The following is a 15,337-nucleotide window of genomic DNA, read 5'->3' as shown; positions in this document are numbered from 1 at the left end:
CCGCTCCTTCTTACTCCCTGAACATTACCGGGACGCGAAAAGCGTCGAGCATCGTTTTCAGGATGGAGGATATCAATGACAAAGCCAGGCAAACGTAGAAAAAGCGACGCCGCCCGCTGGGCCAACCAGACTGTCCGCAATCGGACGGTACTGATGATGAGCCTTCTGGGTGTTGCGGTGTTTGTGGCGCTGCTGTTCAAGCTGTACAGTCTGCAAATCGTGCGGCATGAGGAGTTGCAGGAAAAGGCCGTGGCCCAGCAGACCCGCAGCGCAGTGGTCACCGCTTCCCGCGGCGCGATTTACGACAAAAATGGGGAAATTATGGCGGTTTCAGCTTCGGCGGAGACGGTGTGCATTTCTCCACGGGATATTGAAAACAGCAAGGACACGCAGGACCGGGAGTTTGTGGCTCGGGGGCTTGCCCGCATTCTGGAACTTGATGAAGCCGCCGTTCTCGACAAAATGGCGGATACGAACTCGCAGTATATTGAGCTGAAGAAAAAGGTGGAGCAAAAAACCGCTGACGAGGTGCGCCGCTTTATCAATGGGGAGATTGACGATCAGGGAAATGCGCTGACAAAGCTGGATGAGGATGGGAAGACTGTCCTTATCAGCGACCCCTCCAAGCGCCCCGTCCGGCTTCAGGGCATTTTTCTCAACGCCGACTCCAAGCGCTACTACCCCTATGGAACGCTGGCCTCTCAGGTCATCGGGTTTGTCGGCAACGAGAACACAGGGCTATACGGACTGGAGGCCAAGTACGAAGATGTGCTGGAGGGAACCTCCGGCCTGACCGTCACCGCCAAGACCAACACCGGCGAGGATATGCTATATCAATATGAGCAGTATTACGACGCGAAAAACGGTGACAGCCTGATGCTGACGCTGGACGTAAGTGTCCAGTCGGTTCTTGAAAAGGGAATTGAGTCCATGGTGGATAAGTTCGGGGCGAAAAACGGCGGCACCGGCATCGTCCTGAACGTGAAAACCGGCGGGATTCTCGCTATGGCGTCCTATCCCACCTTTGATCTGAACGATCCTTTCACCATTTACGATAAAAAGCTGAAAGCGCAGACCGAGGAGGAACTGGTAAAAGCGCTGGCTGGGCTTACGGAGGGGAGCGAAGAATACACCGCCGCCCGCAGTCAGGTAAACCGCGCGGCGCTGGGCGAGCAATGGCGCAACCGCTGTATCAGCGACACCTACGAACCCGGTTCCACCTTCAAGCCCGTCACGCTGGCCACGGCGCTGGAGGAAGGGCTGGTAAACCTGAATTCCACCTTCAACTGCACCGGCTCCATCCGGGTGCCCGGCTGGAACAAGCCCATCTACTGCTCCAACCACAGGGGCCACGGTTTGCAGGATCTGATGAAGGCCACCGGAAACTCCTGCAACCCCGCTTTTATCACAATGGGTCTGAAGATCGGAACGGAAAAATACTATCAATATCTGAAAGCTTTTGGCCTGATGGAGAAAACCGGTATTGACGAAATCAGCGAAACTACCGGCCTGTTTGCCAGCGAAAAGGACTTTGGAACCAACGTGGTGTCTCTGGCCTCCTATTCCTTCGGCCAGACCTTCACGGTCACGCCGCTTCAGGTCATCCGCGCTCAGGCCGCCACCATCAACGGCGGGTATCTGCGCACGCCGTATTTGGTGGAGCAGGTGGTGGATGATCAGGGAAACGTTAAGTATCAGCACGACTCTACCCCTGTGCGTCAGGTTGTCAGCAAGGAAACGTCCGACACCGTGCGCAAGTGCCTTGAATACGTGGTGGCCTCCGGTACCGGCAAAAACGGGCAGGTGGTTGGCTACCGCGTCGGCGGAAAAACCGGCACCGCAGATAAGACCGGCAACCCCGACAAAGAGGTCGTCGTGTCCTTCATGTGCTTCGCCCCGGCGGACGATCCCGAGGTCATTATGCTCATCACCATGGATACCCCCAGCCGAAACACCGGAGTATACGTCTCCGGCGGCAACATGGTGGCGCCCACCGCAAGCTCCGTCATGGGTGAAATTCTTCCCTACGTGGGCGTGGAGCCGGACTATACCGCCGAGCAGATGGTGGGCGCGGACATCACCGTGCCCAACGTGGTGGGCCAGACGGCAGAAGCGGCAAAAGAGCGGATTACAAATCTTGGCTTTACCTGCCGCACCGTGGGCGATGGGGCAACCGTTACCGACCAGACGCCTCTTGGCGGGTCCATTATCCCCGGCAGCGCGTCGGTGATTCTGTATCTGGGCGAGGAAAAGCCCAATACGCCCAGCACAGTTCCCAAGGTGGTGGGCATGACCGCTGCGCAGGCAAACGCGGCGCTCACCAACGCGGGGCTGATTATGCGGGTGTCGGGAGCCACCGCCGCCAGCAGTGGAAATGTGTTTGCCCTGAACCAGTCTGTGTCGCCGGGGGCGGAAGTTCCGGCGGGAACGGTGGTCACCGTGCAGCTTGGCGCGCAGGGTAGTATGGCGGACTGACAGCTTTTGCATGGTTTTGAGCACCTTCTCCCGTATACTTTGCAAATCGCGCCGGATATACTGTGAATGGTATATTTGCAACCATTTCACACTGTAAAGGGGCGTATTCAGATATGAAATTAAAGGATTTGCTTGTCGGCGCGGAGGTGCTGGAGCTTCACGCGGACGAAAACATGGAGATCTCCGGAGTCAGCTATGACTCCCGGAAGACGAAGGCAGGGGACCTGTTCGTGGCCATCAGCGGCTATGCCATGGACGGCCACGCCTATATCGGCAAGGCACAGGCGGCCGGCGCAGTGTGCGCCATATGTGAAAAGGAGCCGGAGGAAAAAATATCTTACGTGCTGGTAAAGGAGTCCCGGCGGGCGCTGGCGATTCTGGGGGCCAACTGGTTTGGCCACCCTGCGGAGCAAATGGTGATGACTGCGGTTACCGGTACCAACGGGAAAACCACCACCACCTATCTTCTCAAAGCCATTCTGGAGCAGGAAGCGGGCGCGAAGGTGGGTCTGATTGGAACCAACCAGAACATGATCGGCGGGGAGAGCCTCCCCACAGAGCGGACTACGCCGGAGAGCTTTGAACTTCACAAATTGTTCCGCCAGATGCTTGACGCGAGCTGCACCCATGTGGTGATGGAAACGTCGTCCCATGCGCTGTATGAGGGCCGGGTGCACGGAATCCGGTACGACGTGGGCGTGTTCACCAACCTGACGCAGGACCATCTGGATTTCCACGGGACCATGGAGGACTACTGCGACGCGAAGGCCATCCTGTTTCAAAACTGCGGCGCGGGCATTTACAATGCCGACGATCCGTGGTCCGGACGGCTGCTGCAAAACGCCGACTGCGAAAAATACGCTTACGCGGTGGAGGCTGAGGCCGACCTGCGGGCCGAGGAAATTGAGCTGGGGGCGGACCATGTGGCCTTCACTGCCGTGACAAAAAACGGGCGGGTAAAAATTTGGGTTGGCATTCCGGGCGAATTTATGGTATATAATACGCTGGACGTATTAGCGGCGGCACTGAAGCTGGGCGTCCCTCTTGAAAAGAGCGCGGAAGCGCTGCGCCGGGTCCCTCATGTGAAGGGCCGGGTGGAGGTGGTTCCCACGCCGGGACGAGACTATACGGTTCTGATTGACTATGCCCACAGCCCTGACGGCCTGAAAAACGTGCTGACCGCTGTGAAAGGTTTTACAAAAGGGCGCACTGTGGCCGTGTTCGGCTGCGGCGGGGACCGGGACCGGACAAAGCGACCCCAAATGGGAAAAATTGCGGCGGAGATCGCGGACTATGTGATTGTGACCTCCGACAATCCCCGCACGGAGAAACCTGCCGCCATCATCGACGAGATTCTTGCCGGGCTGGAGGGAACGCCGACGACCTATGCCGTGGTGGAGGACCGAGTGGAGGCCATCCGCTTTGCCATGGACAATGCCAGAGAGGACGACGTGATCGTTCTGTGCGGCAAGGGGCACGAGACGTATCAGGAAGTGAACCACGAAAAGCGCCACATGGACGAACGGGAAATTGTGGCGGAGCATCTGGGAAGGGCGCGCTGAAGCGCCCGGAACAGGACGCGCACCGGCTGAAAGACGGCTTGACGCATGACAAAAAGTGGCGCGCGTTTTGTATGGAGACTGCATGAGGGAAGGGCCCGGCCCCGCCGGGTAAGGGGAAGGCACATGGATATTGCAAATTTGGTGGCGGCGCCGGTGAGCTTTTTTCTGACGCTTGTCATTGGAAAGTTTCTGATTCCGGAGCTGCGGAAGCTGAAGGCCGGACAGGAGATTCGGGAGGACGGCCCCAAATGGCACGCGGGAAAGGCCGGAACGCCCACCATGGGTGGCATCATGTTTATCATCGGCACGGGCGTGACGGTGGTGGTCTTAGGCTGGCGGCAGATGCTGGCGGGCGAATTCGTCCATCTGTATGTATACCTGTTTGCGCTGGTGTTTGGCCTGATCGGCTTTGTGGACGATTACCGCAAGGTGCGCCAGCACCAGAACGAGGGGCTTACCGCTCGGCAGAAATTCATTTTGCAGTTGGCGGCGGCGGTGGTGTTTTTAAGTATCATGCGCTATGAGGGCCTTTTGAGCAACCGCCTTTATATTCCCTTTGCAGACGTGACGCTGGAGCTGAACTGGGTGATGTATCTGGCCTTTGCGGCCTTTGTCATCGTGGGCTGCGTCAACGCCGTGAACCTGACGGACGGAATCGACGGGCTAGCCACCGGCGTTACCTTTGTAGTGATGATGTTTTTTGCCGGAGCCACCGTCGCGGCCTTTGGGGGCTTAAGCCTTGTTTCCTCGGCCTTGGCGGGAGGGCTGGCGGCGTTTTTTGTCTATAACTGCCACCCGGCAAAGACATTCATGGGCGACACCGGAAGCCTGTTTCTGGGCGGCGCGGTGGCGGCGCTGGCGTTTGCAATGGATATGCCGCTGGTGCTGATTCCCATAGGGCTGATTTATATTGCGGAAACGGCGTCGGTCATTATTCAGGTGGTGTATTTCAAAGCCACCCACGGCAAGCGCTTCTTTAAAATGGCGCCGCTGCACCACCATCTGGAGCTGTGTGGCTGGAGCGAGGCGAAGCTTGTGACGGTGTTTTCCCTTATCACGCTGGCGGGCTGTGTCGCGGCGTGGCTGGGGATTCAGGGGAGAATTTGACGCGTCCGCCAAATGGAGAAGGGGGAGTGACCGGTGGTCCGGGAACGCAAACCAAATAACGCACGGCCCCGTTCTCCCCAAGGGGACCGGGACCGGGGATTCAGCTCCGTCCGTCGCCCCGCCGTCAGCCGGGAGACGCTTTTGGCCCGCCAGCGGGCCAAGGAGGAGCGCTTGCTTCGGGAGCAGGAGGGGCGGGAACTGGCCAGAGGGCCGATTGATCTGCCCTTCTGCCTTTTGGTGCTGCTGCTGACCGCCATCGGACTCATCATGCTGTTTTCCGCCAGCTTTCCAAGGGCCTATTACGAAAGCGGCAACCCGACCTATTACGTGTCGAAGCAGGGCGTATTCGCCATTATGGGTGTGGCGGCCATGGCGTTTGTGGGAAAAATCAACTACCAGAGGTTCCGTGGCATTGCAAAACCCTTGATATTTCTGGCCATTATTCTGCTGGTGCTAGTGATTATTCCGGGAAACCCCTTCGCCCTCACCGTCAACCGCGCCACCCGCTGGCTGGGTATCCGGGGTACGGCGCTGCAATTCCAGCCCTCGGAGGTGGCAAAGCTGGCGGTGGTGCTCTATTTTTCCGACAGCGTTTCTAAAAAGAAAGAGCGGATGCAGACCTTTCGGTACGGCATTCTGCCCTACGGCGTGATTCTGGTGGTGCTGGCGGGGCTGATGATGCTGGAACCCCACCTGTCCGGAACGCTGCTGATCTTAGGCGCCGGGGCCGCCATCATGCTGGTGGGCGGCATCGGCTGGGGCTGGGTCGGCGGCGCGCTAGGCGTGGCCGCGGCGGGGATGTATGCCGTGGTTGGAATCGTCGGCTATGGCGCGTCCCGCATCGCCATGTGGCACAACCCGTTCATCGACCCTCGGGGAGACGGATATCAGTTGTCCCAGAGTCTGTTGTCCATCGGCTCCGGTGGGCTTTTGGGCGTTGGCCTTGGCAAGAGCCGGCAAAAATTCATGTACCTGCCGGAGGAGCACAACGACTTTGTGTTTTCCATCGTGTGCGAGGAACTGGGGCTGATCGGCGCGGCGGTGATTATGCTGCTGTTTGCGGCGCTGATTCTGCGGGGGTATTGGATTGCCCTCCACGCCCGGGACCGGTTCGGAAGTCTGCTGGTGGTGGGCATCACCACGCTGTTGGCTTTCCAGACCTTTTTGAACATGGGGGTGGTGACGGGGCTACTGCCCACCACCGGCGTATCTCTTCCCTTTTTCAGCTACGGAGGGACGGCGCTGACCATCCAGCTCTTTGAAATGGGGATTGTATTGAGCGTGTCCCGACAGATGAAGATTTGATGCGGGACACGCGGACTTTAAGGAAGTGTTTTAAAATGGGCAACGCGCCCGAACGGGTCATTTTCACCTGCGGGGGGACGGCGGGACATGTCAATCCCGCCGTCGCTCTGGCGCAGTTGATGATCGCGCGGAAGCCGGATACAGAGATTTTATTTGTGGGTGCGGAGCGGGGCCTTGAAAAGGACCTGATTCCAAAGGCGGGCTTCGCATTTCGCACGGTTCACATCTCCAGCTTTCACCGCTCGATGAAGATGGCAGAAATCAAGCACAATTTAATCTCCGTGGGAAACTATCTCCGGGCGCCCAGAGAGGCGCGGCGTATTCTGCGGGAATTTCGCCCCCAGGTGGTTATCGGCACCGGGGGCTATGCCAGTTTTCCCATGGTAAAGGCGGCGGCAAAGCTGGGAATCCCCACTGCCGTCCATGAGTCCAACATGGTCCCCGGGTTGACCACCCGGCTGCTGGAGCCGTTTGCCGACCGGATCATGGTGGGCTTTGAGGAGTGCCGGGGGCAGTATCGCCATCCGGACAGGGTGGTGGTCACGGGAACACCGGTGCGGGGCGATTTTTTCACCCGGACCAAGCAGCAGGCCCGGGAGGAGCTGGGGATTCGGGACGAAAGGCCTCTGATCGTTTCCTTCTGGGGTTCGCTGGGTGCGGCGGGAATGAACGGAGAAATGGCCACGTTTTTGGCGCTGGAAGCGGCAAAGGAGCCGTTTCACCATATTCACGGGGCAGGCGGAGGCTACGACGCGCTGCTGCGGGCGCTGAAGGAGCGGGGCGTGGACCTCAAGCGGCACCCGTCTCTTGAGGTGCGGCCCTACATTTATGATATGGACCGGGCCCTCCGGGCGGCCGATCTGGTGCTGTGCCGGGCGGGCGCGTCCACCATCAGCGAGCTGACGGCGCTGGGTGTTCCGGCGCTGATCGTACCCTCTCCCTATGTGACCAACAACCATCAGGAGAAAAACGCGCGGGTTTTGGAGCGGGCGGGCGGCGCCTGCGTTCTGCTGGAGGACGAGGCAAATGGGCAGGTCCTGTTTCAAAGGTCCTGTGAAATTCTCCGGGACGACGCCCGGCGCTTCTCCATGTCCGCCGCCATGGAGAAGCTTGGAATCCCCGATGCGGCGGAGCGTATCTATCAGACGGTGCTGGAGCTGCTGTAACCCCCTAAGGCTCCCCACGCATACGATGGACTGTTGAACCATTCTGTATGCGGAGGGAATTGCATTATGAGTCAGATCATCGTAAAGGGCGGGAGGGCTCTTTCCGGCTCCGTTCGGGTGCAGGGCGCAAAGAACAGCGCACTGCCCATCCTGGCGGCCACGCTTTTAAACCGGGGGGAGACGGTGCTGAAAGGCTGCCCCAGACTGCGGGATGTGGACGCATCGGTCCGCATTCTCCGGCATCTTGGCTGCGAGGCCCGCTGGGAGGAGGATACGCTGACGGTAAATACCGTGGGCATGAATTGCTGCAACATCTCCGACGCGCTGATGCGGGAGATGCGCTCCTCCGCCATTTTCCTTGGGGCCGTGCTGGCCCGCTGCGGTCAGGCGGACCTCAGCTACCCCGGTGGCTGCGAGCTGGGGCCAAGACCCATTGATTTACATTTGGCGGGCCTCCGGGAGCTGGGGGCTGACATCCGGGAGGACGGCGGGCGGCTCCGCTGCACCGCGCCCCACCTTGTGGGGCGGGAGGTGGTATTGAGCCTGCCCAGTGTGGGCGCCACGGAAAATCTGATGCTGGCTGCCTGTGGAGGAAGTGGTGTCACTTCTATTTACAATGCGGCCCGGGAGCCGGAGATCGAGGATTTGCAGGACTATCTCTGTGCGTGCGGCGCAAAGGTTTCCGGTGCGGGCACTTCCACCGTCACGGTAGAGGGCGGCGCGCAGCTTTCCGGCTGTACGTATACCGTGATGCCTGACCGCATTGCAGCGGCTACTTATCTCTGCGCGGCGGCAGCCGCCGGGGGCGAGGTGCATCTGACAGGCGCGAAGGAAGGGCATCTGTCCACTGTGACGGCGGCGCTGCGGGAGGCGGGCTGCACTGTGACAGCGGACGAAGCGGGCATCACGCTGCGCAGGCGGGGGGCGCTGCGGGGCATCCGTCCCATTCACACCGCACCCTATCCCGGCTTTCCCACGGACGCACAGGCTGTCTTGATGGCGGCGCTGGCCCGCAGCCGGGGAGCCACGGTGTTTGAAGAGAACATTTTCACAAGCCGCTTTCGCCATGTCGACGAGCTTTCCCGCATGGGAGCGGATATCCGGGTGTCCGGCCGCGTGGCGGTGGTCAACGGCGTGGAAAAGCTCCACGGCGCGTCCGTGCAGTCCACGGATCTGCGGGGCGGGGCGGCGCTGTGCGTGGCGGCGCTGGCCGCCGAGGGCGAAAGCGCCGTGTCCGGTGTGGAGCACATTGACCGGGGCTACGAGGACCTCGCCAAAACGCTTGGAGAACTGGGTGCAGACATTCGCCGGGACGAGGAAAACGGCGGAGAATAGAGACAGACTGGAGTACAGCAGATGGCCAGACGAAGAAATTACAACAGAAAGCGAAGGGGGAGATTCGGACTCCTCTATAAGCTGCTGTCCGTTTTGGCCATCTGCGTCGTGATTGTGGTGGCACTGACGCTGTTTTTCCGAGTAAATACCATTGCCGTCACCGGTGAAAGCCGCTATTCCGAAGCGGAGATTATCGAGGCCTCCGGACTGAACACAGGCGACAATTTGCTGCTTCTGAATAAATACGCCATTGCAAAGGATCTTCAGAGGAAGCTGCCCTATATCGCGCTGGTGCGCATCAATCGGGTCCTGCCCGATACGTTGGCAATTGATGTGACGGAGAGCGACGCGGCGCTGGCGGTGGTGCAGGAGGGATATACGTGGCTTGTGAGCCCCGAGGGCAAAATTGTGGAGCAGCGGGCGGTAGGAGCCGCCGCCGACTTTGCGAAAATCGAGGGCTGCGAGCTGCTTTCTCCCGCCGTGGCCACCTTCATTCAGATGCCCACAGAGCGCCTGACGCAGCAGGAGAGCCTGCTGGCGCTGATGGGCGCGCTGGACGAGCAGGAGATGATGGAGGAGGTGGACTCCATCCGGCTGGATGACGCGGCGGTGCTGACCATGGAGTATATGGAACGGTTCCGTGTGGAACTGCCCTACGGTGCGGATTACTCCTATAAGCTCCGCACCCTGCGGGCAATTCTTGACAGCGGCAGAATTGAATCCAACGAGACGGGCGTCCTCCGCATGACGGGTGACGGCGGTCAAAACGTGTTCATCAAGGACTGATTGGAAAAACTGCCGGAAAAACTGCCGGAAGACTTGACCCGGAGCGCAAAGTGTCTTATTATTAGTAAGAATAGGGCTATGCGTGCCAATTTACACAGGCAAGGAGGAGATTCCTCCCGATACGAACGACAGCAGGAGGCAGCTTTATGGCATTTGGATTGGAAACCGGCCCGGACGCCGTGGTAAACATCAAGGTGATCGGCGTCGGCGGCGGCGGAAATAACGTGGTTAACCGCATGGTCCGTTCCGGCACCAAGGGTGTGGACTTTGTGGCCATCAATACGGACAAGCAGGCGCTGAACGTGTCCAGCGCTACCTATAAAATTCAGATCGGTGAAAAACTGACCCATGGGCAGGGCGCGGGTTCGGACCCGGAGGTGGGCCGCAAGTCCGCCGAAGAGAGCCGCAGCCAGATTGCCAAGGCTCTGGAGGATACGGACATGGTGTTCATCACTGCCGGAATGGGCGGCGGCACCGGCACAGGCGGCGCGCCCATTGTGGCGGAGATCGCCAAGGAACTGGAAATTCTCACCGTGGCGGTGGTGACCAAGCCCTTTGGCTTTGAGGGCCGCCGCCGGATGCAGCAGGCGGAAAAGGGCATCTCGGAGCTGAAGGACAAGGTGGACTCTCTGGTCATCATCCCCAACGAGCGGCTCAAGCACGCAACAGACCAGAAAATTACATTTGCCAACGCCTTTGAAATCGCGGATGATGTGCTGCGTCAGGCGGTGCAGTCTATTTCCGATTTGATTCGGGATACCGGGTTTATCAACCTGGATTTTGCCGACGTGACCACCATTATGAAGGGCGCGGGTCTGGCCCACATGGGCGTTGGCCGCGCAGCGGGCAAGGGCAAGGCCGAGGAGGCCGCCAGAATGGCGATTTCCAGTCCCCTGTTGGAAACTTCTATCGCAGGGGCCCACGGCGTACTCATCAATGTCACCGGTTCCATGGACATTGGACTGGAGGAGGTGGAGCAGGCTGCCACGCTGGTGCAGGAGGCTGTCAATATGGACGCCATCACCATTTTCGGCGCGCAGTTTGACGAAAACCTTGAGGATGAAATCCGAGTGACCGTCATTGCCACCGGCTTTGAAAAGGTTGCCGCTGAGTCCCCCGCGCGGCAGGCGGCCCCTGTTGCTCCGTCCGCAGCCTTTGCGGCCCCCTCCGTGGAGGCGCCCGTGGTCCCGGTAGAGTCTGCCCCTGCGGCGCAGCAAATCATGGCAGAGGCGCCCCAGCCTCTGAGCACTGTGGACGATCCCAAGCCTCAGGAGCCGGAGGACGATCCTTTCGAAGACATCTTTAAGATTTTCAGCAAGCGGGACGACTGACACGCCGATCTCGGCGGGTCGGACAACCCTTCGTTTAAAGAAACCTGCGCAGGATCGCATACCCATGCGGGGGCGAAGTATATGCCGGGCCAGAAAGACACAAATTTACTTAAATCCGCCAGAAGGTTCTCAAAGGGCCTTTTGGCGGATTTTTTACTCACTGACTTGTGAAAAAATTAGCAAATTTTAGGGAAAACGCATAACTTTGCAGAGGATATTTTCAGAAACCGCTGAGGCACGGCGCAGGGAGCAGTTTCCATGGCAGTACCGCCGGTATTTTCAACGGCAGAAATCTGCCGGTTTGCAAACAGTAAGCATGCCGGCGAAAAAGAAAAGAAATAAAGAGAGAGAACGCCGGCTTCTTTTCTGAAAGCCCGGCACGCGCCGGGCTTTCAGAAAGGGGCGATTCAATGGATGAAACGGCTGAGAAAACAAAAAATTCAAAAAGCGGCCGCGCGGGCGGGGCGGCGCTGGGGCTGGCGGCTATGCTTCTGGCGTCCACGCTGATGATCCCGGTGGCCGCAGCGGACCTTTCCTCCGCCCGGACGTTGGTCCCCGTGGGACACACTGTTGGTATCAAATTGTTTTCAAGGGGCGTTCTGGTGGTGAAGCTGGCGGAGGGAAACACACCCGCCAAAGCCTGCGGTCTCACAGCAGGCGACGTTATTGTCCAGTGCGCCGGAAACCAAATTACCTCCACGGAGCAGTTTCAATCTCTGCTGCAAGATGCTGCGGGGGAAAGTGCGAAGCTGGAGGTCCGCCGGGGAACAAAGCTGCTGGATTTAAGCGTCACCGCGGACGACAATGACGGAGACGGAAAATTCGCCATTGGCGCATGGATTCGGGACAGCATGGCCGGAATCGGCACCATGACCTTTTACGACCCCGAGAGCAACACCTTCGGCGCGCTGGGCCACGGCGTTACGGACGTGGACACCGCCGCCCTGATGCCCTTTTCTTCCGGCTCGATTCTGCCCTCCACCGTGAAAACGGTAAAGCGGGGCGAAACGGGCGCGGCGGGAGAGTTGAAGGGAAATTTTGACATGACGGTGGATACCGGCGACCTTTACGCAAATACCTCCAACGGCGTGTTTGGGACCCTGACGGATCAGGAGCTGATGGAGCGTCTGGGGGACAAGGCACTGCCTGTGGCGGAAAATGATCAGGTTCACACAGGAAAAGCCACGATTCTTGCAAATGTGGACGGAGACACAGTCAAGGAATATGAAATCGAAATCACAAAAATTCTCAGCACTGATCCTGCGGGCCGAAATCTGCTCATTACGGTGACGGACCCCGAGCTTTTGGAAAAAACCGGCGGCATCGTGCAGGGAATGAGCGGCTCGCCCATTCTTCAGGACGGACGACTGGCAGGCGCCGTGACCCATGTTTTGCTGGGCGATCCCACCCGGGGTTATGGGCTATTGATACGAAATATGCTGGAAAACACGTAATAATCAAAAAAATCTGTCGACTTTCTCGTAGTATCTGCATAACCGGAAAAATAAAAATGCCAAATATTTTAAATTTTGCTCCCCAACCCTGATTGTTCGCAAAAGAAAACCAAGAATGAGATCCGATTTTTGAAAAAAATAAATCACGAAGAAGGACTAGCATTCAGCTAAAAATGGAGGTAAGCGGCAAGAGCCGTGGATGCCAATGCCGCACGCCAACTCAAGTGTCTTTAACAGCAAGAGAAGCTCCCGGATGTACAATCCGGGAGCTCCTTTTGACATGCTTAAGATAATAAAAGACCGCCTAAGTGCGGAGTATGACAGCAATAAAAGAAAGAACAAAATTGGATATTTTTTTACAAGAAACAATTTGTTTCCATTTGTTTCGACATATGATATAATCACCCAAAGGCGCTTGTTTCAAGAATTTTTTCGGCGCGCAGGCGGTAAAAATTTTAAAAGCAGCGGGTACAAATTTAAAAGTTTAAAGTAGTGGAGAGGTATTCATGAAATCGATCAAGCTCAGACTGGTGGCAACATTCACCCTCATCATCCTGCTGGTTACAGCCGCATTGGGAGCCGCTGCAATTTATGTAGTCAGCAAGGATCTGCTTTCCGACGCGCGAGAGGATCTGGGGGCTATCGCACAGGCGCAGGCCCAGTATATTTCCTCCGAGAACAGTGCGCAGCTTTTGTATATGGACGGGCTGGCGCAGGTTCCCGCAATCACCGACAGCGCGGCCACTCTGGACGAAAAGATAACGTATTTCGAGGCCGAGGCCAAGCGCTCGGGGTATATTCTCTTTGGTTTCGCGGATAAAACCGGCAAGGCTGTCATCCTGAATAGCAGCCGGGAGACAAACGACGTGTCCGACCGTCCCTTTTTCCAGTCGGCTATTCAGGGAACCCCCACTGCTTCTGATTTGATGTTTAGCAAGCTGGATGGAAAGCCAGTGCTGGTATATGCCGCCCCGGTGTATGAAAACGGCCAGATTATCGGTGTTTTGTACGGCAGAAGAGACGGAATGACTCTCAGCAAAATCTGCGAAAATGTCACTTATAAAAACACCGGATACGGATACATCGTCAATAACGAGGGCGTCAAGGTGGCCCACAAAAATACCGACCTTGTGCTTCGGCAAGATAACGACATTGAGAATGGAAAAACCGACCCCGCGCTTGAAGCCTTGGGCGCACTCACGCAGCAGATGACCACGCGCCAGAAGGGCGGCGGCGAATATACATACAACGGCAAGGAAAAGCTGGTGGAATTCACCCCCATCGAGGGCAGTCCCTGGATTCTGGCGATGACGCTGGAAACGAACGAGGTGATTGAGCGGACGCATGTCCTCACGCAGATGCTGGTGCTGCTGTGCGTGGTGATGGCGGCGATAGGCGCGGTTGTCACATGGTTGATCAGCGGCTCAATCGCAAAGCCTATCAAGTCCATCACAAAGGCCGCGCAGCAGATTGCGGACGGAAATTTCGACGTTCAACTTTCGGTCAAGTCCAAGGATGAGATGGGCCGCCTTTCCGATGCATTCCAGCTCACCATTCAAAGACTGGTCAATTATCAGGGCTATATTGATGAAATTTCCGACGTGCTGTCCTGTGTGGCCGGTGGCGATCTGACGGTTGCGCTTCAAAGAGAATACGCGGGACAGTTCAAAAAAATTAAGGACAATCTTCAGGCCATGCTGGACAATCTGGACGGCACGCTGCTGCAAATTCATCAGTCCGCGGATTTTGTGGACGGCGATGCGGAGCAGGTTTCCATCGGTGCGCAGGCCCTTTCAAGAGGCGCGACGGAGCAGGCCAGCGCCGTGGAGCAGCTTTCCGCCTCCATCGAGGAGGTCACCGGGCAGATTCGGCAAAACGCGGAAAATGCCAGACTGGCACAAGAGAAGGCGGAGTTTGCGGGACGGGAGCTGCACAGCAGCAACGACCACATGCAGGAAATGGTTGCTGCCATGGGCGAGATTTCCTTCAAGTCCTCCGAGATTATGAAGATTATCAAGATCATTGAGGACATTTCCTTCCAGACCAATATTCTGGCGCTGAACGCGGCGGTGGAGGCCGCCCGTGCTGGGCAGCACGGCAAGGGCTTTGCCGTGGTGGCGGACGAGGTGCGCAATCTGGCCGGGAAATCGGCCGTGGCCGCCAAGGACACCACTGCACTCATTGAACAGACGCTGGCGGCAGTGGAAAACGGAAGCAGGACTGCGGACGTTACCGCGAAGGCAATGGAGGCCAGCGCCAGAGAGACGGCCGAGGCTGTTGATCTGATTGACAAAATCGCCGCCGCCTCGCAGGAGCAGGCCATGGCGATTGTCCAGATCAATCAGGGTGTGGGGCAGATTTCGTCGGTGGTCCAGACCAATGCCGCCACAGCGGAGGAGAGCGCTGCCGCCAGTCAGGAGATGTCGGAGCAGTCTGCCTTGCTGAAGGGCCTGCTGGCCGGGTTTAAGCTGCGGCAGAATCGCGCCCCCGGAGAGCGGGATTCCGCGCCCAATTCCCAGAGCGCGGATGTTTCCTGCTGATATTTCCGACACGGCTTTCGTCGAGGTGATGGCCTTTTTCTTCGAAATATGCTGAAAGACAAACGGATTTGAAATGTTCCTGCCGAATTTACCGCGACAGATGCATAACGGGTCGAATAAAAAATGCCAATTATTTACAATTCCGTCTTGCAAAGACTGTCCGTTTATGGTAAATTATAGAAAACCCAATCCGAACTTTTGGGAAACCGGAAGAAATTTCAATGAAGAGATGGAGGACAGGTTGCGTTATGGAGATCTGCAGGAAAGTAGTTATAG

10 protein-coding genes are annotated in these 15,337 nt (G+C 57.7%); all 10 read left to right on the top strand.

Annotation, left to right across the window (positions count from 1 at the left end):
* Window positions 1–75: 75 nt before the first annotated feature.
* The 10 genes from RTU96_RS11320 (at window position 76) to RTU96_RS11275 (ending at window position 15,061) form a co-directional block, all read left to right on the top strand.
* The gene (locus tag RTU96_RS11320; protein ID WP_312636729.1) at window positions 76–2,475 is read left to right on the top strand and encodes a penicillin-binding transpeptidase domain-containing protein; all 2,400 of its coding nucleotides are present in this window, start codon (window positions 76–78) and stop codon (window positions 2,473–2,475) included.
* A gap of 113 nt (window positions 2,476–2,588) precedes the next feature.
* On the top strand, window positions 2,589–4,037 hold the full coding sequence (locus RTU96_RS11315; RefSeq protein ID WP_312636728.1) for a UDP-N-acetylmuramoyl-L-alanyl-D-glutamate--2,6-diaminopimelate ligase: 1,449 nt from the start codon (window positions 2,589–2,591) through the stop codon (window positions 4,035–4,037).
* A 123-nt stretch (window positions 4,038–4,160) separates the two neighbouring features.
* Window positions 4,161–5,144, top strand: a complete 984-nt coding sequence (gene mraY / locus RTU96_RS11310; protein WP_312636726.1) for a phospho-N-acetylmuramoyl-pentapeptide-transferase — start codon at window positions 4,161–4,163, stop codon at window positions 5,142–5,144.
* Between the two features lie 171 nt (window positions 5,145–5,315).
* Window positions 5,316–6,449 carry a putative lipid II flippase FtsW gene (gene ftsW / locus RTU96_RS11305; RefSeq protein ID WP_312636780.1) on the top strand — a complete coding sequence of 378 codons (1,134 nt, stop codon included), beginning with the start codon at window positions 5,316–5,318 and terminating at the stop codon, window positions 6,447–6,449.
* A 35-nt stretch (window positions 6,450–6,484) separates the two neighbouring features.
* Window positions 6,485–7,615: an undecaprenyldiphospho-muramoylpentapeptide beta-N-acetylglucosaminyltransferase gene (gene murG, locus RTU96_RS11300; RefSeq protein WP_312636725.1), complete on the top strand. Its 1,131-nt coding sequence runs from the start codon at window positions 6,485–6,487 to the stop codon at window positions 7,613–7,615.
* A 66-nt stretch (window positions 7,616–7,681) separates the two neighbouring features.
* Window positions 7,682–8,950, top strand: coding sequence for a UDP-N-acetylglucosamine 1-carboxyvinyltransferase (gene murA / locus RTU96_RS11295; protein ID WP_312636723.1), 1,269 nt, complete (start codon window positions 7,682–7,684; stop codon window positions 8,948–8,950).
* Window positions 8,951–8,971: 21 nt separating this feature from the next.
* Window positions 8,972–9,736, top strand: a complete 765-nt coding sequence (locus RTU96_RS11290) for an FtsQ-type POTRA domain-containing protein (RefSeq protein WP_312636722.1) — start codon at window positions 8,972–8,974, stop codon at window positions 9,734–9,736.
* A gap of 146 nt (window positions 9,737–9,882) precedes the next feature.
* Entirely contained in the window at window positions 9,883–11,067 is a 1,185-nt protein-coding gene (gene ftsZ / locus RTU96_RS11285) for a cell division protein FtsZ (RefSeq protein WP_312636721.1), read from the top strand.
* Between the two features lie 410 nt (window positions 11,068–11,477).
* Window positions 11,478–12,521 (top strand): SpoIVB peptidase, encoded by a 1,044-nt coding sequence (gene spoIVB, locus RTU96_RS11280; RefSeq protein ID WP_312636720.1) that lies wholly within the window; start codon window positions 11,478–11,480, stop codon window positions 12,519–12,521.
* A 506-nt stretch (window positions 12,522–13,027) separates the two neighbouring features.
* Window positions 13,028–15,061 (top strand): methyl-accepting chemotaxis protein, encoded by a 2,034-nt coding sequence (locus RTU96_RS11275; protein ID WP_312636719.1) that lies wholly within the window; start codon window positions 13,028–13,030, stop codon window positions 15,059–15,061.
* The last annotated feature ends 276 nt before the right edge of the window (window positions 15,062–15,337 follow it).

This window comes from Oscillibacter sp. (assembly GCF_032018205.1).
In the GTDB taxonomy this organism is placed as follows: Bacteria; Bacillota; Clostridia; order Oscillospirales; family Oscillospiraceae; genus Oscillibacter.
This window is presented reverse-complemented; position numbering and strand designations above follow the sequence as displayed.

Coding starts and splice junctions, on each gene's coding strand:
- ftsZ (WP_312636721.1), top strand. CDS start 9,883: ATGGCATTTGGATTGGAAACCGGCCCGGACGCCGTGGTAAACATCAAG.
- RTU96_RS11320 (WP_312636729.1), top strand. CDS start 76: ATGACAAAGCCAGGCAAACGTAGAAAAAGCGACGCCGCCCGCTGGGCC.
- RTU96_RS11275 (WP_312636719.1), top strand. CDS start 13,028: ATGAAATCGATCAAGCTCAGACTGGTGGCAACATTCACCCTCATCATC.
- murA (WP_312636723.1), top strand. CDS start 7,682: ATGAGTCAGATCATCGTAAAGGGCGGGAGGGCTCTTTCCGGCTCCGTT.
- murG (WP_312636725.1), top strand. CDS start 6,485: ATGGGCAACGCGCCCGAACGGGTCATTTTCACCTGCGGGGGGACGGCG.
- mraY (WP_312636726.1), top strand. CDS start 4,161: ATGGATATTGCAAATTTGGTGGCGGCGCCGGTGAGCTTTTTTCTGACG.
- spoIVB (WP_312636720.1), top strand. CDS start 11,478: ATGGATGAAACGGCTGAGAAAACAAAAAATTCAAAAAGCGGCCGCGCG.
- RTU96_RS11290 (WP_312636722.1), top strand. CDS start 8,972: ATGGCCAGACGAAGAAATTACAACAGAAAGCGAAGGGGGAGATTCGGA.
- RTU96_RS11315 (WP_312636728.1), top strand. CDS start 2,589: ATGAAATTAAAGGATTTGCTTGTCGGCGCGGAGGTGCTGGAGCTTCAC.